Origin of the sequence: Paenibacillus mesotrionivorans, from assembly GCF_046098205.1 — a bacterium.
Classification (GTDB): Bacteria; Bacillota; Bacilli; order Paenibacillales; family NBRC-103111; genus Paenibacillus_AR; species Paenibacillus_AR mesotrionivorans.
Genome location: NZ_JBJURJ010000020.1, coordinates 74,147 through 98,906, shown reverse-complemented (window position 1 = coordinate 98,906; position 24,760 = coordinate 74,147). Strand labels below are relative to the sequence as shown.

Sequence of the window (24,760 nt, the reverse complement as noted above, 5' to 3'; positions counted from 1 at the left end):
TTCACCTGGCTTCACGCCGACAAAAATGGCAATAAGAGCGCACAACCAGTCACTTCTTCTTCATCAGCGCAAAAAGAGCAGATCCCATGTCTGCTCTTCTTTATCAGCACAAAAAAAGAGCAGATCCCACGTCTGCTCTTCTTCATTATTGCTGCGATAACCCCGGGGGTTACCCCACATCAGCCCGTTTCCAGCTGCCCGAAGGAGCTGGCATACATGCGGCTGTACGGCCCTTGGGCCTGCAGCAGCTCCTCGTGGCTGCCGCGTTCGACGATTTCACCATTTTCGATAACCATGATGGTATCGGCGTCGCGGATGGTGTTCAACCGGTGGGCAATGACGAAGCTGGTGCGCCCCTTCATCAGCTTAAGCAGCGCATCCTGGATATGCAGCTCTGTCCGGGTGTCGATGCTGCTGGTGGCTTCATCCAGAATGAGGATGGAGGGTTTCGCCAGCATCACCCGGGCAATGGCCAATAGCTGACGCTGGCCCTGGCTCAGGTTGCTGCCGTTCTCCGCCAGCTCGCTGTCATAGCCCCGCGGCATGAGGCGAATGAAGGCATCGGCATTAGCCAGCCGCGCCGCCTCCATCATCTCCTCGTCCGTCGCATCCGGACGTCCGTATTTGATATTCTCGCGGATGGAGCCCGCGAACAGGTAGGTATCCTGCAGCACGATGCCGAAGCCGGAGCGCAGGCTGTCCCGGGTATAGGTGCGGATATCCTGCCCGTCAATCCGGATCACCCCGGAGGTAGTGTCATAGAACCGGGTGAGCAGATTGACGATGGTGGTTTTGCCCGCACCCGTTGGACCTACAAGCGCAATGCTGCTTCCGGGAGGCGCTTCAAAGCTTACGTTCTTCAGGATCGGTGACTCCGGCCGGTAGCCGAAGCTCACCTTTTCGAAGACCACATGCCCGCTGGAAGGGCGCGTCTTCAGATCCATTTCCCTCGCATCAGGAGCGTCATCCGGCTCCTCTGCCTCATCCAGCACCTCGAAGGCCCGCTCCGCTCCAGCGATGCCGGATTGCAGCATATTGTACACGTTGGCCATTTCATTCAGCGGCCGGACGAACTGCCGGGAGTAGCCGATGAAGCTGGCGATAACCCCCACTGAGATACTGCCCCGCAGGGCCAGCAAGCCGCCAACCACCGCAACGGTGACAAAGCCCAGGTTGTTGATCACGTTCAGCAGCGGCATCAGAAATCCGGTGGAAATTTGCGCCTTTAACCCCACATGGTAGAGCCTTCCATTCACCTCGTCGAATTCCCGGATGGTCCGCTCCTCCCGGTTAAAGGCTTTGACCACCTGCAAGCCCGAAATGGTCTCCTCCATAAGCCCGTTCAGCTTCCCCAGCTCCGCCTGCTGGGCTTTGTACAACGGCCCGGTGCGCTTGGTGATGCTTTTGGCCAGGATATAGACCAAGGGTACAGTGATCAGGGTAGCCAACGTAAGCAGCGGGCTGAGCCACAGCATCATGATGAGAGAGCCGGTAATGGTCAATACCCCTGCCATCAGCTGGGTGGTGGTTTGGGATACGGTTTGGCTCACCTGGTCGATGTCATTGGACAGCCGGCTCATCACTTCCCCGTGGGGACGGGAGTCAAAGAAGGACAGCGGCAGCTTCTGCAGCTTGCCGAACAAAGCACGCCGCAGACTGGCGGTCACCCGCTGGGCAAGACCCGCCATCAGCCAGCTTTGGGTGAGCGTGAGGCACGCGTCCAGCAGATATGCCGCCCCCAAAGACAAAAGCGCCATCTCCAGCACTCGCAATTCCACATTCCCGGCGCCGCCTTCCATGGCATTGACGGCTACTCCCAATAGATAAGGGCCAGCCAAACCCAGCAGTGAGCTGGCCAGCAGAAACCCGAGAATCAGCAGCAGCAGCCCCCGCTCCCGGCCGAGAAACCCCCACAGCCTAAGCAGGGTGCCCCGGAATTGCTTGGGCTTCACCTTGGGTCCATTCATGCGGAAGGCCCCGCCCGGCCTGGCACCGGGTGCCGGAACGGAGGTAGCGTCGAACCGCAAGCGGTCACCGCCGCCGGATGCGCCATTATTCTCCTTGGACATGGGGAACCGCCTCCTTTCCGGTTTGCGACGCATAAATTTCCCGGTAAACCCGGCAGCCGGCCAACAGCTCATCGTGGGTGCCCAAACCGGCAATCTCCCCGTGCTCCAGCACCAGAATCCGGTCCGCATCCATGACGGAGGTAATCCGCTGGGCAATAAGCAGGCAGGTCATCCCCCGGGTTTCCCGGCGCAAGGCCTCCTTGATCCGGGCTTCGGTAATCACATCCACGGCACTGGTGCTGTCATCCAAAATCAGAATGTCGGGTTTGCGGATCAGGCCCCGGGCAATGGAAATCCGCTGCTTTTGGCCGCCGGAGAGGTTAACCCCCTTCTGTCCGATCCGGGTGTCATACCCTTCCGGGAATGCCGCGATAAAGTCATGAGCTCCGGCAATCCTGGCAGCCGCTTCTATCTCACCGTCGTCCGCCTGCTCCTTGCCCCAACGGATATTATCCTTGATGGAGCCGGAAAACAGCACCGATTTCTGCGGAACCACCGCAATCCGCTCCCGCAGAGCAGAAGGGTCCATAGTGCGCACATCCTGCCCGTTCACCAGCACCTGGCCGGAATCCGCATCGTAGAAACGGGGGATCAAGCTGATCAGCGTGCTTTTGCCCGAGCCTGTGGACCCGATAATCCCCACCGTTTGCCCCGGTTCACAGACCAGATCGATTCCGTTCAGCACCGGCTTGCCCTTATCTCCACCGGAGGAGCCGTAAGTAAAGGTCACATTGCGGAATTCAATCCCCCCCGGCTCCTCCGGCTGCGCAACAGCCGGTTTGCTCCAGGTCATGGCGCTGTCGTCGGCGAACACCTCACTGATCCGTTGCGAGGAGGCACGGGCCCGCACGAACATCATCAGCACCATGGAGATCATCATCAGGGAGAACAAAATTTGCGTCATGTAGTTAACAAAGGCGACAATATGGCCCACCTGCATATCCCCGCTGTCCACCCGCAGGCCGCCGTACCAGAGCACAGCCAAAATACCCGCGTTTACCGTCAGCGTCACCGCCGGGTTAAAGGCAGCCATCGCCCGCATGACTTTTATGGAGCGGGTTTGATACTCCAGATTGGCCGTTTCCATTTTGTCCGTTTCATAGCGGAAGCGGTTGAAGGCCTTCACCACACGGACTCCGGACAGATATTCCCGCAGGACAAGATTCATCCGGTCCATAGCCTTCTGCACCTTCAGATACCGGGGTAGGCCAATCCGCATGTTGATCATGATCAGCACGCCCACCAGGGGAACCACAATCAGCAGAATCACCGAAAGCCGGGGATTCAGCCGTATGGCCATGATGAGACTGCCGATGCAGGTCAGGGGCGCTTTGACAAAAATACGCATAAGTCCGTTGGTGAAATTCTGCACCTGGGTTACATCATTGGTCAGCCGGGTCAGGAGCGACGCCCGGTCAAACCGGTCCATACTGTCGAAGGTTAAGGACTGGATCTTACGGAACAGGTCGGAGCGAAGCTCCGTGCCGAAGGCCTGGGACACCCGGCTGGCCAGCACATTGCGGGTACAGGCCGCCAAGGCCCCTACCGCCGTAATGCCCAGCATCACGCCGCCTAGCCGCCATACCGTATCCATCCGCTCCAAGGCAATGCCCTCGTCGATGACTCTGGACAGAATCGTCGGCAGGAGCAGATCGCATAGCGCCTCCACCGTCAGAAAAAAAACGGCAAACCCAAACCATCTGCCGTATTTCCGGACATATTTGGTCAGATAAGACATAGTGTCTAAACTCCTTCCCTAATCGTATGTACGCCATCCCCGGCGACTGCTGGAGACGGGTTTGAGTTTGGCTTTGGGATGCTCCGCCTTATAGGGGATCCAGTTGGACCATGGCTTGTTTGCCGCTTTGCTGGATGCCGGTTTGGCGTTTCCCGTACGGTGCCAGCGCTTTCGTCAGCTCCTCCAGCAATGCCTTGGCCTGAGCCCCCTCCTTACTCCCGGTGAGCACCACCTTCAGCAGTACGGCGTCTCCGCCGCGCAGAAGGCGCTCCGCCTGGCTTTTTTTGACCTCCAGATCATGCTCTTCGATATGGGGAGTGAGCCGCAGCTCCTTCACCTTGGCCGGACGCTCCTGCTTCTTCGCTTGTTCCTTCTCCTGGCGCACCGCACCCGCACCCGCCAGCCTGCAGGGCGGAGGGCTCTCGTGGAGGGAGGTGCAGACCAGATCCACCTTCAGCTTCTTCGCCATAGCCAGTGCCTCGGCAGTGGGAACAATGCCCAGTTCCTCCCCCTGAAGGCCCGTGAGCTTAACCTCCGCCGCTTTGATTTTCTCATTTTTGATCAAAAAGAACCCCTTCTTCCTCTGCGATATAACCGTGCGTCAAGCATGATATCCCTTTAGGCCGGCGCCGCTTCTGCGGTAATGTCCCGGTGTGACGCCGGTCAGGCGTTTGAACATACGGCAAAAATGGGACAAGTCCTGAAAACCCGAGGAAAGCGCCACCTCCGCCAGCGGCAGAGAGCTGGATTCCAGCGACTCCTTGGCCTTGTTGATCCGGTAGGCAATCAGGTATTCAGTAATGGACAGCCCCGTCTCCTGCTTGAAAATCCGGTGAAGGTACGAGCGGGACAGGTGAAACCGGCGGCACAGGGACTCAATGCGCAGCGTTTCCCGGTACCCTTCCGCTACCAGCCCCATCATTTCCTCCACCAGCTGCTTGCGCTCGCCATTCCCGGTTGTGCCGGGCGCCTGCTCCTCTTGATACCGGCCTAACGCCACGAATAGCTGGAGCACCAGACTGTGAGCAGCCAGGGAAAAGCATTCCTTACGTTCATCCAGCTCCCGTTCCAGCTGGGCCAAAATATCCTGCAGTGCCAGAACCTGCCGTCCGTTCAGCTGCCAGCATATGGAGGGCTCCTCCTTGGGCAGCCACCGGGTTACTGCGTTGCCCCCAAAGCCCGATTCCTTATCCGCCAGCTCCTCCAGATAGTCCTTGTCGATGCTGACAATGTAGCGGTGAAACGGCTCCTTCGGTACGGAGCGCGGCATATGCAAAGCACCCGGATGGATCACCACCAGACTCCCCGCTGCCACCTCATGGACCCGGCCGCCCGCCAGCATTTTTCCCCGGCCGGACAAACACATATACAGCTCATAACCGTCATGCGCATGCAAAAACGGCTGCTGGATTTCCCGGGTGCGGGACACACAGCCAACGGGAAAGGCCAACAACGCGCTGTTGGTCACATCGTCCACAAAAAATACTTCCTGCACCACTGTTTGATCCTCTGCCGTCATGATGCATTCCCCCCTGTAGGTTCACAATTGTCCAATGATTGCAGGAGAATTGCCCAAGACCCGCCATCACTCCCGCGCTATAGTAAGAGTATATCAAACCTTGCGGGAGGAATGTGTTATGACAATCACGGAAGCTCCGGAAATTCTGGTACAGAAGGCACAGGGCGTATGCGGCAAAATGCTGGAGGACCATGCCGGCAACTGGGGGATGGACATCCACCACTGGGATTGGGTACCTGGTGTAGGTGTTATTTCTATGTTGGAGTATTATGAACAAAACAGCAGGCAGGAACTGATGGAGCAGCTGATCAATTGGGCACGTCAAAATCTGCATCAATCCGAGCAAATGAAGGTGATCAATTCCATGGCGCCCTTCGCCATCTTCCCCGCTCTGTATCGGCAAACCGGCGACGCCGTTTTCCTGGACACTGCCGTCCGGATCGGACAGTGGATGCTGCATGAAGCACCTCGTACGCGTGAAGGCGCTTTCGAGCATACGGTAACGGAAAATGCCAGCTTCCCCGAGCAGGTATGGGCAGACACGATTTTTATGGCTGTGCTATTCCTGGCCCGTCTGGGCCGTCTCACCGGGGACAGCGCCTATACCGCTGAAGCCCTGCGGCAGCTGGAGCTCCACCTGTCCCTTCTCCAGGATGAGGAAACCGGGGTGTTGTTCCACGGCTGGAACTGCATCGCCCAGAACCATATGTCCGCCGCCCGCTGGACCCGGGCCAATGCCTGGATCGCCGTAGGCACCCCCATGATCCTGGAGGAAATCGACGGCATCGTGCCCGGTGACGCGGATATCATACGCCGGTATAAACGGATGATGCAGGGGCTTCTCGCGTATCAGCGGGACAACGGCCTGTGGAACACGGTCATGGATCAAGCCGGCTTCTACCCGGAAACCTCCGGCAGCGCCGGGATTGCGGCGGGTTTGCTGAAGGCCAGGCGTATGGGCTTGCTGGGGGACGAGGTGCTGGAGCCGGCCCGCCGGGCACTCCAGGGAGTGCTCGCCCAAATTGACGAGGACGGCACCGTCCTCGGCGTTTCCGGCGGCACACCGGTGATGCCCACGGTGGAGGCTTATAACCACATTCCGTGTTATCCCAGCCTGTACGGCCAGGGTCTCACCCTGATCCTGCTAGCTGAAGCCTTGGCCGGGTAGCGGCGACGGATTGAGTCTTAGTGATATAGAGCTGACAGATCAAGTTGTACGGATTGAGTTGTACAGATTGAGTTGATCGGATTTACTGGTATAACTGTATGGGTTATGATGTACGGCTTGAGCTGCATGGCAGGTTGGAAGAATCGCTTATATAGTAACTATTGTGTAACAAACCGATTAGCCACTCCATTGAAACGGGAACATCAGCCGACGACTAGATTGCACCAGTTAGAGGGCCTGCGGCTGTAGCTGAACTGCAAAAGTGCAGTTATTTTCTGCCACAGCCCTCCCGCCGCTCCGCCTAAATGCAAAAATGCAGTTATTTTTGCCCCGAACCTCGGTTCCGGGCTTTTTTGCTAAGAATAACTGCACTTTTGCAGTTAAACCTGCTATTTCACAGTCAGTCACCGAAATTAACTGCACTTTTGCATTTGGGTTGGTCTGTTGGTTGTTGGTTTGTTGGTTTGTTGGTTTGTTGGTTTGTTGGTTTGTTGGTTTGTTGGTTTGTTGGTTTGTTGGTTTGTTGGTTTGTTGGTTTGTTGGTTTGTTGGTTTGTTGTTTTTTGGAAATGTTGTTGGGCTGCTGATCTGCTGATGAGCTGCTGGTTGTTGGTTTGTTCGTTTGTTGGTCTGCTGGTTGTTGATTTGCTGATCTGCTGTTGGTGTGCTGGTTGTTGGTCTGCTAATTTGTTGGACCGTTAACCCCTGCACCGCTGCGTTCAAGCTCCTGCCTATCACACTCCAACAGCCCTCCAGAGAGGGGGATCCGCTAAGAAGCGCAGCTCAGTTTTCCTCGGCTTCGGCATAATGGGCTTGGCAGAAGGCCAGGGTTTCGGCATATTCCTCTTCCACCATATCGAAATCCAGATATTTGCCTGTGCTCTTTTCCAAAAACTCATACTTCACGATCTTGGATGCTTCGCCGTCCGCCAGGTAGATCACCCGCAGGGTCAGCCCGTGGGGGGAGTACATCTCATCGTCCTCCTCCACCTGGATATCCAGAAGAAACTCATAGCGTTTCCCCTGGATAATTCCAAAAGGATCCCGGATCCATTCCACACTGTAGCCTGTAATTTCCAACATGTCTGTTTGCCTCCACGAGCCGGCATATCGCCGGCATTTTTTCCTCCCAGTATGGAGGAAGCCTCGCTTGCTGTCAATTTCCTGTTTTCAGCCCCGCCTCCGATGAACGTTTGCTCTTACCGAAGCCGCTCAGATACAACAACGCCACCAGCACCGTTCCCGCCCCCAAGGACAGAAAAATATTGCTGTATAGCGCCCCTTCACGCAGAACAAGCAGGGGATTCAGCCGGAAGCTGACAGAGCCGGAATCCAGCAGCCTGCCGATCAGGCCGGTAGCCGCCGCCCCGGAGATAAAGTTCATCATGGAAAACAGCCCCATCCCCACACCGGTTTCCTCCCGCTTCAGCGTCCGCGATACCGTATTGGACATGGCGATACCCATAAAGGACTGCCCCACATTGCCAAAAATCAGCATCAGCATAATCCAGTACGGGGACAAACCTACGAATACCGACAGCAGCAAAAAGCAGCAGAGCAGAAGCACAGATGCCGTCAGCACCAGCGTCGGATTACCCCGGGTATCAGCTAGCCGTCCGCCCTTTCTGCCCATAAAAGCGGTGACCAGGGCAGCGGGGAACAGCACAAGCCCGATCTCAAGCGGCGTAAGGCCGTTCAAGCGGCTCAGGAACTGCGGCGTTATAAAGGGCATGCCGAAGCTCATGGCATTAGCCAGGAAAGCGACGATGATCCCTGCCGTATAACTGCGGTTGCGAAACATTGCAGGATTCACGAAGGGCTCGGGAGTGCTGAGCAGCCGCCAGGCCAACAGTACACCCAGACCCAATCCGGCAATCAGGAACGGCAGGCTCCCGCGGGTAATGGACAACAGCAGAAGGGATACGGTTCCGGCCAGCAATGCACCGCCGATAAAATCGATGGGCCGTGGGGCCCCTTTTTCATCATCCAGATACTTCAGGTAAAAGGGCAGCGTCATCAGCGGCAGCACGGACACCAGGAACAAAAAGCGCCAGCTGGCGAAGCCGGTGACAAAGCCCGAAACAATAGGCCCCAAAGCCGAACCCAGCGCCAAGCCGATGGCAGAGGTGCCTAACGCCCTGCCCCTCTCCTCCGGCGGGAAATACCGGACGGGGATAATCATACCCGTAGCCGGAATGACCGAAGCCCCCGCCGCCTGCAGCACCCGGGCCAGAATAATCATCCAATAGTCCACTGCGGCCACCCCTACCAGCGAACCCAGCGCAAACAGCACCAGGCCGAAGGACAGCAGATCCTTCAAACGGTACCGGTCGGCAAGCTTCCCGTAGGTGACGGAGCCGATGGCGTATACAATCATGTACCCGGTGGATACCCAGCTCAAATCGGAAGGGTTCAGCTTAAATTCCTTGCCGATCACCGGCAGCACCACATTAAAAATGGATGCGTTCATCACCGAAAAAACCAGTGTAAAAGCCAGCACCTTCAGCAGCTTCTCCGCATTGGACGAGGCTGCCGGACGGTTATGTTGTTGCTTCATGTTGCCCTCCCTGCCCCTACTGAAATAATCGGCCGCCGGTGTTTACGGCTGTTCCCCCTCCTGGGGATCATCCTCCCAAGCCTTGCGCAGCTTCTGCAGCAGCGACCTCAGGAGCAGCGTTTCCTCGTCGCTTAAGGCCTCCATCAGCCTTTCCTTGGTCTGATCCACCGTCTCCGCAATGTTTCCGGCAAGGGCCTCCCCCTCCGAAGTCAGGTAAATCTGCTTGAACCGGGCGTCCTGCGCATCCTTCCTGCGGACCACCCATCCCCGTCTTTCCATTACACTAATGAGGTTGGTCACACTGGGTTTTTCGATCCGCAGAATCCGCTCCAAATCGGAATGGGTAGAGCCGGGATTATGAAGCAGTATGCGCAGGGTTTTGCCCTGCTGCTGGGTCAAGCCCAGGGGGCGCAGGGATTTTTCGATCTGCTTGCGCATACTCATGGAGGTCAATCTCAAGAGCGAGCCGATCTGCTCCTCTGATTCCCACGGCAGAATCCCCCTCCGCACTTGCGGCTCCTGCCCTTGCCCGGATTTCTGGTCCGGCAGGTCTTCACCCTGTTGCATAGTGCACCTCCTCGGATAAACCGCAGACAATAGTTCGATACCTAACTATCAGCTTACTTTTATACCCGGGCTTTGTCAATGCGGGATAACTTACGGGACAGCAAAATAATAAAACCCGCCGGACTCAAGCGAGCCGGGCGGGTTCGTTGCAGGATAAGCGAAAAGCAGGAGTTATGCCTTGTTGAACAGATCGGTCAGCACCGGCACGATCTGGGATTTGCGGGAAACTACACCCTTCAGCAGCGCCTTGTTGCCGTCCAGCTTCACATTGTAGGCTTTCTCCACAGCCTGGGCTTCCTTGCCCAGCGCCACACCAACGGAATCGCTGTTCAGGATGTCCGTTACCACGAACAGGAACAGGTCCAGGTTTTTTTCGGCGATAATCCCATTCAAGGCAGTCTCCAGATCAGCCTTGCGGGACAGCACGTCGTTCACGTCCACCGCGTTCACTTGGGCAATTTCCACCTTGCGGCCGTTCATGGAGAATTCCTTGGCATCCAGGGAGATCAGTTGGGCGATGGATTTATCGGAAAGATCTGCTCCTGCCTTCAGCATAGCCAGACCGTATTCGTCGGCATTGACCCCGGCGATGGCTGCCAATTCCTTGGCGGCGGCAACGTCCTGCTCGGTGCAAGTGGGGGATTTGAACAGAAGGGAATCCGAAATGATAGCGGACAGCATCAGACCGGCCATTTCCTTGGATACGGCCACGCCGTTTTCCTTGTACAGCTTGTTGATGATGGTGGAGGTGCAGCCTACCGGCTCCGCCCGGTAATACAAAGGGCCGCTGGTTTCGAAATTGGAGATACGGTGGTGGTCGATAACCTCTGTCACACGAACTTGATCGATGTCGGGAGCGCTTTGCTGACGCTCATTGTGGTCCACCAGAATCACCGTTTTGGTCTCGGCAGCAACAGCTTCCACCAGCCGCGGAGCCTCCACCTTGAAATAGTCCAGCGCATAGCGGGTTTCGCCGCTGATTTCGCCCAGACGCACCGCTTCCACATGTTGGCCCAGCTTCGTCTTCAGATCGGCATACACCAGCGCAGAGCAGATGGTGTCCGTATCCGGATTCTTATGGCCGAAAATCAATGTTTTCTCCATGTACATGACCTCTTCTTATCCGAAAATTTCCCGCGAAAGCAGCCTCCGGCCCTACTGGCCCGGGTGTTCCGGGATGCTCCATTCTGGAAGCTTTCTTTATTATAACGGCAAATTCTTCTTATTCCAATTCCTTTACAGAGCTTGTCCAAAAAATAGCACATATCCGCCCGCACCACACCATTGACTGTCGAGCTGGAGGGGAACAGGGGCGTGCCTGAAGCCAACAGACTCTGTCGGGACGGATGGTGGCGTATCCGAAGCCTAACGGAACTCAGTCGAGACGGATGATACCGCGTCCGAAGCCTAACGGAACTTAGAAGCTCTTAGAGGCCAAAACCCCGCTTGTCCGGAACCTAACGGAACCCAGAAGCTCTTAGAGGGCTAGCAGGCATCCATCGGAGATAAATTTGGCTTCTAACAGTTCCGTTAAATTAGAAAACCCACGGAATTCCGCCTTTAAGCGCTTCTGAGTTCCGTTAGCGCCATTAGCGCAGCGAAAGCAACAGGGGTTGGGTCTGCTTTCCAGAAAAAAAACGCAGCCCCCGGAGGGACTGCGTTTTTACAGTTAAGTTAGATTAGAATACCCAAGCCCTGCTTATGATTACCAGGAGAATAAACAGTACCAAAATCACGCCAGTGGTAGTGAATCCTCCGCCTACTCCTACGCCGCAACCTGCACCTGCTGCATATCCCATTTTCAACACTCCCTCTTTTGTGATGGTTGGCTTAACCCCAATCCCAATCGGTTAAGTCCCCACATCCTATGTAGGAGGAACGGAATGGGTATGGACTAATGTCTATATTGCAAAAAGGATTGATTAATGGGACGGACCAATATTAAAATCGAGAAGTACCGCAACCCTCGAAAAAGAAAGGGGACAATCCCCCATGACCACCCAACCTGTATCCAATCCGCTGATTGAACAGCGCGCCGATCCCTGGATTCTGAAGGCGGAGGACGGCACCTATTACCACACCGCGTCCGCTCCCGAATATGACCGCATTGAGCTGCGCAAGGCCTCTACTTTGGCCGGACTGGCGGAGGCTCCCCCCGTGATTGTCTGGCATAAGCATGAGAGCGGGCCCATGAGCTATCACATTTGGGCTCCCGAGCTGCACCGCATCGGCGGCAAGTGGTATATCTACTTTGCGGCGGGACGAGCCGAGGATATCTGGAGAATCCGGATTTGGGTATTGGAAAATGAATCCGACGACCCCACCACCGGCGCCTGGTCCGAAAAGGGAGAGGTGCTCACGGCATGGGATTCCTTCGCCCTGGATGCCACCACCTTCGAGCACAAGGGCAACCGCTATCTGGTCTGGGCCCAGTCTAATCCTGAGGTCCAGGTCAACTCCAGCCTGTATATTGCGCCTATGAGCAATCCCTGGACCCTGGCAGGTCCGCAAGTGGAGATTGCCACACCGGATTTCGCATGGGAGCAGGTAAAATACAAGGTCAATGAAGGACCTGCTGTACTTGTGCGCAACGGCCGCATCTTCATTACCTACTCCGCCAGCGCTACAGATGCCAGCTATTGTATGGGCCTCCTGTGGGCGGACGAAAACAGCGATCTGCTGGACGCCGCCTCCTGGCACAAGCTGCCGGAGCCTGTTTTCACCACCTGTGAGGAAAACGGCCAATACGGACCCGGCCACAACAGCTTCACCGTATCCGAGGACGGCAGCCGGGACATTCTCGTGTACCATGCCCGCAACTACCGGGAGATCCAGGGTGATCCCCTGCGGGACCCCAACCGCCACACCCGGCTGCAGCCCTTCGGCTGGGGAGAGGACGGCTTCCCCGTGTTCGGGCAGCCGGTGAAGGACGGCCCCTGCCCGGGGGTCTAGGGGCCTGGGGGGCGGCGCGGTCAGCCGTGCGCGCCGAGAATGCCCGGCAGCATCTCCAGGAGGCTGCCGAACTGCTGTTTCACCAGCGGCTGCGCGCCGCTGGCCGCGATGTTGCCGCCGCCGATGCCGAAGGCGGCGTACCCCGCCAGCCGGATGGACAGCACGCCGGCTGACGAATCCTCGATGCCGATGACCCGGCGGCGGCTCTCTGGTCCGAGGCCTAGCCCCACCCTGGCGGCTTCCGCATACAGCCAGGGATGAGGCTTGGGCGCCAGCTCGCCCAGCGTACCGGCCTGGCCCTTACGGATGGCCTGCCCGGCGGTGATGACGGCATCGTACAGCTCCAGCGGATCACCCAGCTGGAGGGTGCGGAAGGCCGACAGCACCTCCGGCCAGGCCTTTTCGTACAGGCCGGAGGTCACCAGGCCGATGCGGATGCCACGGCTTTTCAGCTCCAATAGGAACTCCTTTAAACCCGGGGCGGGCGTAAACGCCCCTTCCTTGCCCCGGCCCTTCAAGATTTCATTCATTTCGTACTCGGTCACGGCAAAATAATGCCGCCTGGCCTCCTCCACACTCCGCCCCGGACAATATTTGCCGATGCAGTATTGCAGATGCTCCGATACGGAATGCCCCGACACATGCGGGTCATCCTCCGGCTCCAGCCGGAACCCCGGGTTATCCATCAACAATCCGATGCTCCGCTCAATAATCCAGATCCAGAAGGCCTCACTGTGTACGCTGGTGCCGTCCAGATCCATCAGCACCGCCTCGGCCGGGCCCTCGAACCCGGCGTCAGGCAGGGGATACATGGCCGGATGGCCCATAGCCGACTTCACATAACAGAGGGTTTTGTCCCGGTACACCACAAAATCCGCTTTCCGGTCCCGGGGCGTCAGAATGTGCAGCACCCCATCCTCGCCTCTCCGGAACATTCCTTCCCCGCCGGTTTCGCACTCCGACATGCTTCCATCCCGCACAAGCTCCGGCAGGGACAGTCCAAAACCCGGGATCAGGGGTTGGTTGGCCGGCGATCCATTCATGAAGGTCCCCATGCTTATTCCCCGCTCCCATTTGCCATAATGACCTTGAAGGTAACGATTTTCTTCGGCTCCACCGCTGCCTCGAAGGAATATCCGTCTGCCGCCGGAGTAAGCGCCTCCGTAACACTTTCATCCATTCTGCAGCGGAATGCTTCTGTCACTCCTACGCCAAACCGGAACACGGCCTGCTCTGTCTCAGCCGACGGATTGAACAGCCGTATGACCAGTCCGCTGCCGTCCTCCGCCTGCTTCACAGCGGATACATGCAGGGTCGCGCCGCTTGCCAGGGTGAACAGCCCTGCTTGGGAAGGCAAGCTTCCTTGGCCTCTGCCTGACACTGCAGCCCGTACGGGCACCGCGTAGCAGGCTGCCGCATTCAGCAAACCGGCCTGCTGCCAATCTCCCGCATGGATGTGTACCGCATATTCGAAGGTTTGTACGCCGGGACATTGAATCCCCTGGTCCGGCAGTTCAGTCAGCTTCTCCTCGCTTACCGCCAGCTTGATCCGGCAGGCCCGGATCAGGGTGAGCGCCAGGGTACGGTTGTCATCCTCGAAGGCTTCATATTCATAGATGCCCTTGGGCAAAAGCGCCAGCCCGTCCTGTCCGTCAGACAACTCCACGAAGGTTTGCAGCGGGTGGGTTCCCCCTGCCTGCTCCACCCAGCCGGTGGAATCCGGAATGGGAATAGGCCGGGAAATCACATCGAAGTGGGTATCCGCCCAGGAGGTATCCGTGGCCAGGCCTGTGGGGAAGTTCACCCGCAGCCAGTGGTCACGCGCCCTGTTATCCACCGTCAGCTTCACTTTGACGGCGGAGGCGCCTTTTTCCAAGGTATAGGCCAGCTTCATCGGAAGCTCCACCACCACCGTGCTGCGGGAATTACCGTCGGCATAATCCACGGGCACCGGGAAGCTGAAATTAGCCTCAATGGTGCTGGACAGCTCACCGCTCTCCGTTACCGCCACCTGCGCAGCCACACCCAGACTGTTGTACTTGCGGTCAAAACGGGGCGCTACATGCTTCCACGCGTTGCCGCATTCCCCTTGATCCGTCAAGTAACCAAGATTGCTGTAGGCTTTTCCGGTGAGCTTGTTGACGATATCCAGGGTGCCGTTGGTGTTAACCTTGACCTTCAGCAACTGATTCTCCATGGTGTCGGGCCCGGTTATGAGCGTACGGATATTCCGCACCTCCTGCACCTCTGGCTGCAGCCGGTATGCGCGGTACCCCAGGCCCGGAAGCTTGGATAGCTCCACGTGCATCCTCACCCGGTGGGAGTCGAGAATGGTCGGCACCTCCCAGATGCTGTCCACGAATACGCTGGATTTTTCGAAAGCCACTGCCTGCCGCTGTACTGACGGATCCTGCTCATGGTACAAGCTGTAGGACTTGGCTCCTTCACCACGGGGAAGCTCCAGGTCCACAGAGGTGACCACGGTGCGCTCAACAGGCAGCGGATTGTATACCACCAGTTGGGTGACATCCGTTCCCAGGTGCTCCGGCGACAGGTTTCGGGCGATGAAGCCCATAGCATCCTCGGAAACAATTCCGCCAATGTCCGCAGCCTTGCGGTAACGGTATTCAATATCCTGGCAGACCGCATCGGGGGCACAGCCGCCGTTGGCGTCATGGGTATGATTGGACAGCAGGTAGCGCCAGCCCCGCTCCAGATAACGGACGGGATAAGCTTCACCGAAGGCCGAGGCCAAAGTCGCCAACGGCTCCGCGTAGGCAACCAGCTCCTTGGTAGCGTGGAAATCCTGCTGCTTCAAATAAGTTCTGGCGCTGATGGTGCCCGGAAACAGGAAGGTCCACATGCCCTCCTTCAAATAGGAGCGCCGTTCTCCGGTGAGTACGGACAATTGGTCTAGCTGAAGATGCTTTTGCGCCTCTTCCCAGAACTTTTCCAAATCCGTGTGCTCGATAGCATACCGGTCCCCCAGCAGCTCCTTGGCATCCCGGATCACCTGGGATTCCAGCGGATGGGCCACCGAGATGTCATGGCCGTTCATGGCCAGGAATACCTCGGTAGTGAAATGCCGGCCCTCCCGCTCCACCATATCCAGAACAGCCTGCTTCAGGCGGCTTTTATCATAGTGAACGGCAGGGGACAGCAGCCCGTAGGACTGATCCTCACCGGACAGGCCGTCTGACAGACGGAAAGGTACCTCGTCGTATTCGCCCCAATTATAGGTTTTGTCGAAGACGGTTCCCCGGGTAACCGCCCGGTGGACCTGGTAGTACCAGTTGTAGCGGGCATACAGGGCAAACCGGCTGGCCAGCACCCGGCTGCCGTCCGGCGCGCTCCAGATCCACTCCGCATCCGCTTCATGATGGGAGATGCCCCGGTAGAACATCATTTTGTCCAGCCCAAAATCCAGCAGGATCTGCGGCAGCTGCCCGGTTTGGCCCCAGGAGGAGGGGGTGTAGGCAACGGTACCCGTTTTGCCGCCGTAGCTCTCCACCGTCCGCCGTCCGAACATGAGGTTGCGCACCAACGCTTCCTGGGCGATGCTGAATTCCTCCGCCAGGGTATAATACGGTCCGGCGATAAGCCGCCCCTCGCGTATGAGCTTCTCCACCAGCTCCCGCTTCTCGGGACGCATCTCCACGTAATCGTCCAGCATAATGGAGTGGCCGTCCATGGTGAAGGAGGCAAACTCCGGGTCCTGCTCGAGAATGTCCAGCGTCACGTCCATCATGGTCAGCAGATTCCGGCGGGTCCGCTCGAAGGAACGGCGGAACTCCCGGTCCCAGTGGGTGTTGGAAACAACTTTAATTTGTTTAATATGGGAAGAATCCGGCTTCATAATTGTTAGCTCCTTTGTAAAATAGTAGTTTTGGAAGCGTTTTATGACACGTGTTATAAATGCTCATAGTTGGCCACCGCAGCTTATGAGATAGGAGGCGCCATTCCTCCTTCATCTGCTTATCGACCAGCGTGCTCTATCGGTTTGCTTTTGGACTTCATCTGCCTATCGACCAGTGCGCTCTATCGGTTTGCTTTTGGACTTTACTTTTGCTCTTAACTATTACCTCTCTCCCCGCCGGCGTCAGGGTAATGCGTTACCTGGCATGATCCGACCCTCTTTTTGTGCGTAACAAGGGCCTTATGGTCACGCAGAAAAATCTAACGGCGGCCAGCGCCGTTATTTGCCTCAAAAGCGGCAATCTCCTTTTCTAACGGAAGCCACAGCCTTTATTTGGGCCAAATGGAGTCATTTGATGGCCTATCCGGCCGAATAACGGCGCTCACTTCCGTTAGAATTTCAAACCACCCTTTTTCCGCCAAATAAAGGCTTCTGCTTCCGTTAGAATTCTCCGACACCTGGAATTGCAGCCGCCACACCGGGGGCACAAATGCATTTACTCCTTTCCCGTAAACAGCTTTGCCTCCACAACTTGGCGTATCGCTGCTGAGGGATAATTTGCACCTTCTGCAGTTTTTGCGGCTCTCGAGGCGGGATGAGGCGGACCAGCCCTAGCCTGCAAGGCTTGCCGGGTCAAAGCACCGCTTGCTGCTCTTGCCCCTCCTGCATCTTCCGCAGAGCTTGCGGCCTCTGCCGCTCTCACATCCCTTGCATCTTCCGCAGAGTTTGCTGCCTCAGTCTCTCTCATATCCCCTGCGTCTTCCACTTTCACCCTGGAGTCGGCCTTCGCCTCTCCGCCCTTTGCCATGGCTTGATGCAGCAGCGTAAACGCCGCTTCCCCCATCTCGCCGTAAGGCACCTCCAAACAAGGGACAGCCGGGACCATATGGCGGCTTACCCGCTCCGTATCGTCCGCGGACATTATGAACAGCTCGCGGCCAATCCGCAGCCCTTGCTCATAGGCGGTCCGGTACACCGAAAGCGCCCCTCTGGACCAGTTGGACAGCACACCCAGCGGAAGCTCCTGCGCGGCTAGCCACTCACGCCACCAGGTCTGCTGTTGGCCCCAAGGCTTATCTTGCACCGGACATATCCGGGGCTGCCGGCCTTTTGCTTGCATCCAACCCTCATAGGCCTCCAGCCGGAGCCGGTCTCCCCTTGTCTGCGGTCTGTCGCATGGCAGCACATTCAGATATACAGGGGAGGACCACCCCTCCGCCTCCATAAAATCCAAAGCCCGGCGGATGCTGGCAGCATAATCCGTTTCCACCGACAGAATCACCGGGGAGCTTGGGATGCCCTCCACGGTCACGTAGGGGATGCCCCACTCCAGCACCGCTTCTTCCCACGAAGGGGCTAAAGCGTCCGGAAAATCCAGCGTAATCACACCATCGATCCGCCCCTGCCGGTACAAAGCGGCCAGCCCTTCTCGGCCCTCCACATTCTTGCCTTCTCCATACAAAAGCACATGGTAGCCTGCAGGTCCGCTGACCCGCTGAATCCCCTCCACCAGCTGGAGAAACAAGGCGTTGTACACATCCCCGTACACCGCGATGCAATTGCTTTTGCCCGTTTTGATACTCTGGGCCTGCACATTCACCGTATAACCCAGCTCCCGGATGGCACTGGTAATGGCCGCCCGGTTCTCCGCGCTTACCGTGATTCCCGGCGTGCTGTTAAGAAAAGCCGATACCAGACTGCGGGAAACTCCTGCCCGACTGGCCACATCGCTTGCCGTTACCCGTTTGCGCAAAGCTCGGCACGCTCCTTTCACCCACATTATAACTCGTGTTATAAAAAGCAACAAGAGGTTTTTTCCTTGTATTGACCAGTCGTACTTCGGCCATCACTTTTGCCTGAGTTTTCCCAATCCGTTCAGTTTTGTTCTTTTATTATCAAATCTGCACTGCTCCGATCTGCTCTTATCTGATCTGCACTGCACTGCTCTGCTCTTATCTTCCGTGTTATGCGAAAAAGGCCCCAAAACCGGCATCGCCGATTCCGGGACCTCCACTTAATTTCCGGCTTGCTGCCAAGGCCATGGAATCCCCTGACTGCAGTCCTTACCCTCTCAGGGCCGTTTCCAGCTCCCGCAGCTCCACCCGGCGCACCTTGCCGGAGATGGTTTTGGGCAGCTCGGCGATAAACTCTATTTTGCGCGGATATTTGTACGGAGCGGTCAGTGACTTCACATGCCGTTGAAGCTCAACGGCCAGCTCCTCCGTGCCGCCGAAGCCGTCCTTCAGCACGATGAAGGCCTTCACCACATGGCCGCGGATTTCATCCGGGCTGGCCACAACCGCACACTCCTTCACGGCAGGATGCTTCATGAGCGCATCCTCCACCTCGAAGGGGCCGATGGTATACCCCGAGCTGATGATAATATCATCGTTGCGTCCCTCAAACCAGAAGTAACCTTCCTCGTCCCGCTTGGCTCTATCGCCGGTCACGAAATAATCTCCGCGCATACATCCCGGCTTCCGTTCCGGGTCCTTGTAATACGAATCAAACAACGCCGGCATGTCCCGGTGGACGCCGATATCCCCGATTTCACCTGCCGGAAGAGGCTGTCCCGCTTCGTCGATGACCTCCACCATCCCGGCGGCAGTGGCCAGTCCCATGGACCCGATTCTCATGGGGGTATCCTTCAGCGTACCGATCAGCAGCGTGCTTTCCGTTTGGCCGTAGCCGTCCCGGATCGTAATGTCGAAATACCGGCGGAACACATCCACCACCTCCCGGTTAAGGGGCTCTCCGGCGGAGACGGCGCTTCTGAGGCCGGACAGGTCATACCGTTCCAGCCCGTCGGTTTTGGCCATCAGCCGGTACTCTGTGGGTGTACAGCACAACGCCCGGATCCGGTATTGCTGCAGCAGCTCCAAGTACCGCTCGGCATTGAATTTGCCGTTATATACAAAACCTGTTGCCCCCATACCCAGCACCGACAAAAAGGGGCTCCAAATCCACTTTTGCCAGCCGGGCGCCGCCGTAGCCCATACCGTATCCTCGGGCTGAATATCCAGCCACGACGAAGCGGTAATCCGCAGATGAGCATAACCCCAGCCATGGGTATGCACCACCCCTTTGGGGTTGCCGGTGGTGCCGGAGGTATAGGTGAGGATCGCCATATCCTCCCGCCGGGTAGGCGCCGCCTCCATCACCTCCGGCTGATCTTGCATCACACTGGCCAAAGCCGTCCAGCCGGGAATTTCGTCCCCTGCGGAGATCCGCACGGTTCCGGCAGGCATTTCCGCCTCGCGGATCCCCTTCTCCATCTCGGCGGCCTGCTCCGGCCACACGATGACGGCTCTTGCCTCGGAGTGGCGGAGACGGTAGCTGAGATCCTTGGCCCGCAGCATTTCCGAAGTGGGGATAATCACCAGCCCCAGCTTCAGGCATGCCAGATAAATCACATACGAAACTACTCTACGGGGAACCATGACCAGCACCCGGTCCCCTTTTTCCAAACCAAGCCCGCGGAGGCCATGTCCCAGCCGGTTGGCTTGAGCACGCAGCTCCCCATATGTCAAATGCTCGTTGACTCCTGATTCATCCAGCCAGGTCAATGCCATTTTGCCGGAAGCATGCCCTTCCATCTCCGAGGTTACGTTATAAAATTCAGGGGCAATCCAATTCTCGTGAATCACGACATCCATCTCCTATTGCACATGATATGTAATTTCATATACCTCATTATAAGATTAAATCCTAGTACCTAGTGCTAATAAAAAAGACAATTTTATGACCATCTCGCACCGGCAACCTATGCTATAATTCCCATGAAAGGAGTTGTACTATGCCCAAAAACCGTAAATTGCTGACAGACCGGGACTTTCAGGAGGCCCTTGACCGTGAATATCCTGTGAAGGTGTTTAAGGATGACCATATAGTCGATTCCGGAGGCGTCATCATCCGCTTTGATGATCATCTCGTAGTGGTTCAATCCTCCGTCAGCCAGATCGCCTACCATGAGCGGAAGCTCTGTGAATTTTTCGAGGCCGTCCGCTGACGCTCTTGAAAGCCCGTCAAAAAAAAACGCCTCCCCACAGTCCTCGGACTGCCGGAGAGGCGTTTAAACTTTCCGTCACTGCTTTTCCAAAATGGAGAATACTGCGGTTTGGCCGCCGTCCTGTATGGCGATTTCAACACTGTAGCCGCCGATGGTGACCGTGCGGTTTTCCACAGTTTGACCCTCCGCCAGCTGGCCGTAAATCTGGTTGAACAAAATAAGGAAGGGTTCCGTATGATTGCCGAATATGTATGCGGCGAACCTGCCGATGGACTCTTCGTTACGGGCCAGCATACCATCCTGCAGACGTACAGTGATCCCGTAAATCCGGTAGCCCGGCTCCAGCCACAGGGAGGCTTCATCCCAAGCTCCGCCATTTCCGGAGATCCCCTTGTTTTTGGCCGCGGCATCCTTAAACAGACGCAGAACGGTTCCCTGCATATCGTAGTTGGTTCCCCGAAGAGCAGCCGCCTCCAGCATCACGTCGTAAGCGCCCAGCATCTTTTCGCTGGGAAAAATCAGCTTCTTGTAGCTGCCGTCCGCGGTAGGCACCATCTTGACGAAAGTGCCATTGGAAGCGGAGGAAGCGTTCACCCGGCCGCTTTTATCTGTCAGCCGCTCCAGAATCCGCAGGGCCTCCGCCCGCGTCACCGGCAGCCCGGCCCCAAAGTACCCGTTGGGGTACCCCTCCATAATCCCCTTGGCTGTCACCTCGGCCACAAACCGCTGGGACCGGGAGGAGAGGCTCAGGTAATCCCCGTATTGGGAGGCCAAGCCCATGCTGTACGCGCTGTCCTCCAGAAACTCCGTTTCCTTCAGGGTATAATAGACAATCTCCGCAACATCCTCGCGCTTCAGCTTCACCTTGTAGTCCGCAAACTGGTTTTTGGCCAGAATATTCAGGTCCTCCGCCAAATCCACATAAGGCTTAGCCCAATAGCCGGAAGGATCGGGCTTGAAGGTGAAATTGCGGTAATCCCGCTGGAGCACACTTTTGTTGGCCTCAGACAGCGCCCCGAAAAAACTGGTTTTCCAGCCCCGTTCCCCGTTGGGATACAGCTCCGAATAAGAGAGCAGCAGCATCTTAACGAATTGGTCCGCCGTAACCGCTTCCTCCGGCCGGAAGGTGCCGTCCGGGAAACCGTCCAAAATACCCAAGCTGCTCATGTTGGCCACACTGTCCTTGGCCCAATGCCCCGCCATATCGGCATAAACAGCTTCCTGGCCTGCCGCGGCAAAACCCGTTGCCGGCACAGCGCCCATGAGCCACACACATAAGGTGATTCCTGCAAGTCCTGTTTTCTGCCAACGTTTCAAGAATTCATCCCCGCTCTTTCAAAAATTGTCGGAAATCGCCGACCCTCATTAGTATAAGGAATCGGCGGAAGGAATCCTACGGACTCCCCGACTATTCTCGCGAGGCGCACCAAACGTGCGGAGTATGACTGGAGAACTACCCCCATCCTAACTTGGTCCAAGCCAAAGGCCGGATAAGTTGCGGATGCTTCGGATTTTGGCAAAGCCGAAATTGAAGGGCACTTATCCTAACTTGGTCCAAGCCAAAGGCCGGATAAGTTACGGATGCTTCGAATTTTGAGGTTATGAATGGAGCAGGCTCCCTACAAAATAGGCGACATCAGCCGCACAAAGGACTCCCTCATTTTGTGGTGCACAGGCCGCTTCTCATACATCTCCATGGTCAGCTCAATGCATTCCTTCAGATCCTCCATGAAGATGTCGTCCAGCCGTCTGCCGACTTCCGTGTCGTAGACAAAGGCATTGACCTCAAAGTTCAGCTTGAAGCTGCGGATATCGAAATTCGCCGTGCCGACAGAGGACACCTCACTGTCCACGGTAATGGTTTTGGCATGGAGGAAACCCTTGCCGTACAAAAAGCACTTGACCCCATAGGGCAGCAGGTTCCCCAAATACGAATACGTGGCCCAATAGACCATCCGGTGGTCGGGGGTCCGGGGAATCATAATCCGCACATCCACACCGGACATAGCGGCCAATTGCAGAGCGTTAAGCAGACTTTCGTCGGGTATCAAATAGGGCGTCTGTATCCAAATGCTGGTTTTGGCTTTATGAATCATCTTAATGTACGCATTGCGGATATGCTCCATGGAATCATTGGGGCCGGAGGAGACAATTTGAATCCCCACCTGACTGTCCGGCAGAGCCGCAGGCAGATAACGGGTATCCGGCACCACCTTGTTGGCGGAGGAAAGATTCCAATCCAGCATAAACTGGGAATTCATCATCAGCACCGCGCTGCCTCTGACCTTCAAATGGGTATCTCGCCAGTGGCCGTACCGGGGGTCCAGCCCCAGATACTCATCTCCGACGTTATAGCCGCCTATGTATCCAACCGTACCGTCAATAATGGCCAGCTTCCGGTGGTTGCGGTAATTTACACGGATGTTCAGGTAGGGAAAACGCGATGGAAAAAACGCCACAGCCTGCCCGCCTGCCACCCGCAAGGGTTTGAAGAAATCGGCATTCATATGGGAGCAGCCGATGTCGTCATACAAAAACCGGACCTCCACCCCTTCCTTGGCCTTCTCCGTCAAAGCCTCCACCAGCTTTTTGCCGGTGGTGTCCATCTGAACAATATAATAGATCAGATGGATATGCTTTTTCGCATTTTTTATATCCTGGAAGAGGGCCTCAAATTTATCCATGCCGTTGGTGAAAATCTCCACCTGGTTTTCTTGGGTATACAGCGCTTGGCCGGCCTGCAGGTTCAGAATAATCATATCCCGGTACTCTTCGGAAGCCGGATCGGGGAATAAGATCGTCTTGTCCTTCAGATCCTCCAATTGGGAATTCACAACGGTGCGGATCACCATCCGCTCCCGGGCCCCCAGCTTATACAGCTTCCGCCTGCTGAGATTTTGCCCGAATAACATGTACAGCACAAACCCCACCACAGGCAGGAACAAAAGAATCATCAGCCATGCCCAGGTCACCCCCACATTGCGCCGCTCCAAAAATATAACGGTAATGGCAAGAAGCACATTCAAAATCGTGATAAAGCCGTATAAATGTCCTAATAAATTCGCTGCCAATGCTTGCACGTATCCACCGTCCCTGCTGCTTGATACAACCTTGTTGTATTTATTATATCCGGTTACCGGCTCCGCACAAGTATTCCGGACAGAAGCGAAAAAACCGCAGGCGTAATGCCCGCGGCTTGTATAAAGAAGCCAGTTGGTTACAGGAAATCCTTGAGTCGTTTGCTGCGGCTGGGGTGGCGGAGCTTGCGGAGCGCCTTGGCTTCAATCTGCCGGATCCGCTCCCGGGTGACGCCGAACACCTGTCCCACTTCCTCCAGCGTCCGGGTTCTGCCGTCGTCCAAGCCGAAACGAAGCCGGAGCACGTTCTCCTCCCTCTCCGTCAGCGTATCCAGCACATCCTCCAGCTGCTCCTTCAGGAGCTTAAATGCAGCGGAATCCGCCGGAGCCAATGCGTCCTTGTCTTCTATAAAATCTCCCAGGAGGGAATCGTTTTCCTCACCGATAGGGGTATCCAGTGATACCGGATCCTGGCCGATTTTTTTGATCTCCTGGATCTTCTCTACAGTGACGCCCATCTCCTTGGCAATTTCCTCTTCCGTAGGCTCCCTGCCCAAATCCTGAAGCAGCTGGCGGGATACGCGGACAAACTTGTTCAGCGTTTCCACCATGTGCACGGGAATCCGGATGGTACGGGCCTGGTCGGCTATTGCCCTGGTTATGGCCTGTCTGATCCACCATGTAGCATAGGTGCTAAATTTGAAGCCCATGGAATGGTCGAATTTATCCACGGCCTTAATCAGGCCGAGGTTTCCTTCCTGGATCAGGTCCAGGAACAGCATGCCGCGGCCGATATAACGGCGGGCAATGCTGACCACAAGCCGGAGATTGGCTTCCGCCAGCTGTTTCTTCGCTTCCTCGTCCCCTTGCTCAATGCGTTTGGCCAGTTCAATTTCCTGCTGGGTTTTCAAAAGCGGCACACGGCCGATTTCCTTTAAATAAAGCCGCACCGGATCATCAATTTTTACATCGGCGGGCAGCAGCAGTTCCTCATCAAGAGGGATAAACTCCTCTTCCTCCAGCTCATGCTTGGCCGGCTCAAGCTGCTCCAAAGCGGAGAGATCCCGTGTTTGACTTGATAAATCCAGCTCCATCAGGCCTTTTTTGTCTATATGCTCCTGGCCTGTATCCGTGTGGTTCACCATTGGCATGCACTTCCTCCATGTGGGAATGTGGGCTTCCCGTTCTA

General features: G+C 56.5%; 19 protein-coding genes and 1 pseudogene. 3 read left to right on the top strand and 17 right to left on the bottom strand.

All coding sequences use genetic code 11. The features are described from left to right. Positions 1-179 precede the first annotated feature (179 nt). From ACI1P1_RS25430 to ACI1P1_RS25415, 4 genes are all read right to left on the bottom strand, one after another. Positions 180-2,069 carry an ABC transporter ATP-binding protein gene (locus tag ACI1P1_RS25430; protein WP_416219302.1) on the bottom strand — a complete coding sequence of 630 codons (1,890 nt, stop codon included), beginning with the start codon at positions 2,067-2,069 and terminating at the stop codon, positions 180-182. Further along, positions 2,053-3,807: an ABC transporter ATP-binding protein gene (locus tag ACI1P1_RS25425; protein ID WP_416219301.1), complete on the bottom strand. Its 1,755-nt coding sequence runs from the start codon at positions 3,805-3,807 to the stop codon at positions 2,053-2,055. The genes ACI1P1_RS25430 and ACI1P1_RS25425 overlap by 17 nt, the downstream gene beginning before the upstream one ends. An 88-nt stretch (positions 3,808-3,895) precedes the next feature. Beyond that, positions 3,896-4,372 (bottom strand): translation initiation factor IF-3, encoded by a 477-nt coding sequence (gene infC / locus ACI1P1_RS25420; protein ID WP_416219300.1) that lies wholly within the window; start codon positions 4,370-4,372, stop codon positions 3,896-3,898. 36 nt (positions 4,373-4,408) lie between these two features. After that, positions 4,409-5,326, bottom strand: coding sequence for an AraC family transcriptional regulator (locus ACI1P1_RS25415; protein WP_416219299.1), 918 nt, complete (start codon positions 5,324-5,326; stop codon positions 4,409-4,411). Positions 5,327-5,444: 118 nt separating this feature from the next. Between ACI1P1_RS25415 and ACI1P1_RS25410 the strand changes: the two genes are divergently transcribed. Next, entirely contained in the window at positions 5,445-6,494 is a 1,050-nt protein-coding gene (locus tag ACI1P1_RS25410) for a glycoside hydrolase family 88/105 protein (protein ID WP_416219298.1), read from the top strand. 413 nt (positions 6,495-6,907) lie between these two features. On the opposite strand, the gene ACI1P1_RS25405 is transcribed toward ACI1P1_RS25410, so the two are convergent. The 6 genes from ACI1P1_RS25405 to ACI1P1_RS25380 all read right to left on the bottom strand — a co-directional run bounded on the left by ACI1P1_RS25405 (position 6,908) and on the right by ACI1P1_RS25380 (position 11,416). Next, entirely contained in the window at positions 6,908-7,216 is a 309-nt protein-coding gene (locus ACI1P1_RS25405) for a hypothetical protein (protein ID WP_416219297.1), read from the bottom strand. A 60-nt stretch (positions 7,217-7,276) separates the two neighbouring features. Beyond that, positions 7,277-7,576: a DUF6509 family protein gene (locus ACI1P1_RS25400; RefSeq protein WP_416219295.1), complete on the bottom strand. Its 300-nt coding sequence runs from the start codon at positions 7,574-7,576 to the stop codon at positions 7,277-7,279. Between the two features lie 73 nt (positions 7,577-7,649). Then, on the bottom strand, positions 7,650-9,050 hold the full coding sequence (locus ACI1P1_RS25395; RefSeq protein ID WP_416219294.1) for an MFS transporter: 1,401 nt from the start codon (positions 9,048-9,050) through the stop codon (positions 7,650-7,652). A gap of 42 nt (positions 9,051-9,092) precedes the next feature. Next, positions 9,093-9,617, bottom strand: a complete 525-nt coding sequence (locus ACI1P1_RS25390; RefSeq protein ID WP_416219293.1) for a MarR family winged helix-turn-helix transcriptional regulator — start codon at positions 9,615-9,617, stop codon at positions 9,093-9,095. 171 nt (positions 9,618-9,788) lie between these two features. Beyond that, a complete protein-coding gene (locus ACI1P1_RS25385) occupies positions 9,789-10,721 on the bottom strand; it encodes a manganese-dependent inorganic pyrophosphatase (RefSeq protein WP_416219292.1) in 933 nt (310 codons plus the stop codon). A gap of 575 nt (positions 10,722-11,296) precedes the next feature. Next, positions 11,297-11,416, bottom strand: a complete 120-nt coding sequence (locus ACI1P1_RS25380; RefSeq protein ID WP_416219291.1) for a YjcZ family sporulation protein — start codon at positions 11,414-11,416, stop codon at positions 11,297-11,299. Positions 11,417-11,609: 193 nt separating this feature from the next. Here ACI1P1_RS25380 and ACI1P1_RS25375 point away from each other — a divergent pair, with 193 nt between their 5' ends. Further along, positions 11,610-12,569 (top strand): glycoside hydrolase family 43 protein, encoded by a 960-nt coding sequence (locus ACI1P1_RS25375; RefSeq protein WP_416219289.1) that lies wholly within the window; start codon positions 11,610-11,612, stop codon positions 12,567-12,569. Positions 12,570-12,589: 20 nt separating this feature from the next. On the opposite strand, the gene ACI1P1_RS25370 is transcribed toward ACI1P1_RS25375, so the two are convergent. The 4 genes from ACI1P1_RS25370 to ACI1P1_RS25355 form a co-directional block, all read right to left on the bottom strand. Continuing rightward, positions 12,590-13,624 carry an HAD family hydrolase gene (locus tag ACI1P1_RS25370; RefSeq protein ID WP_416219288.1) on the bottom strand — a complete coding sequence of 345 codons (1,035 nt, stop codon included), beginning with the start codon at positions 13,622-13,624 and terminating at the stop codon, positions 12,590-12,592. A gap of 2 nt (positions 13,625-13,626) precedes the next feature. Next, positions 13,627-16,425, bottom strand: coding sequence for an alpha-mannosidase (locus tag ACI1P1_RS25365; RefSeq protein ID WP_416219287.1), 2,799 nt, complete (start codon positions 16,423-16,425; stop codon positions 13,627-13,629). Between the two features lie 556 nt (positions 16,426-16,981). Then, positions 16,982-18,238, bottom strand: a complete 1,257-nt coding sequence (locus ACI1P1_RS25360) for a LacI family DNA-binding transcriptional regulator (protein ID WP_416219285.1) — start codon at positions 18,236-18,238, stop codon at positions 16,982-16,984. A gap of 310 nt (positions 18,239-18,548) precedes the next feature. Further along, positions 18,549-20,081 carry an acyl--CoA ligase gene (locus tag ACI1P1_RS25355; protein ID WP_416219325.1) on the bottom strand — a complete coding sequence of 511 codons (1,533 nt, stop codon included), beginning with the start codon at positions 20,079-20,081 and terminating at the stop codon, positions 18,549-18,551. A gap of 200 nt (positions 20,082-20,281) precedes the next feature. On the opposite strand from ACI1P1_RS25355, the gene ACI1P1_RS25350 reads away from it, so the two are divergent. After that, entirely contained in the window at positions 20,282-20,494 is a 213-nt protein-coding gene (locus ACI1P1_RS25350) for a hypothetical protein (RefSeq protein WP_416219284.1), read from the top strand. A gap of 75 nt (positions 20,495-20,569) precedes the next feature. Here the strand turns inward: ACI1P1_RS25350 and ACI1P1_RS25345 are convergent, their stop codons facing one another. The 3 genes and pseudogenes from ACI1P1_RS25345 to rpoD all read right to left on the bottom strand — a co-directional run. Continuing rightward, positions 20,570-21,811: an S-layer homology domain-containing protein gene (locus ACI1P1_RS25345; protein ID WP_416219283.1), complete on the bottom strand. Its 1,242-nt coding sequence runs from the start codon at positions 21,809-21,811 to the stop codon at positions 20,570-20,572. A gap of 302 nt (positions 21,812-22,113) precedes the next feature. Further along, positions 22,114-23,574, bottom strand: a complete 1,461-nt coding sequence (gene cls / locus ACI1P1_RS25340) for a cardiolipin synthase (protein ID WP_416219282.1) — start codon at positions 23,572-23,574, stop codon at positions 22,114-22,116. Between the two features lie 137 nt (positions 23,575-23,711). Continuing rightward, positions 23,712-24,608 (bottom strand): annotated as a pseudogene (rpoD, locus tag ACI1P1_RS25335) (RNA polymerase sigma factor RpoD); the annotation flags it as partial. Positions 24,609-24,760 lie beyond the last annotated feature (152 nt).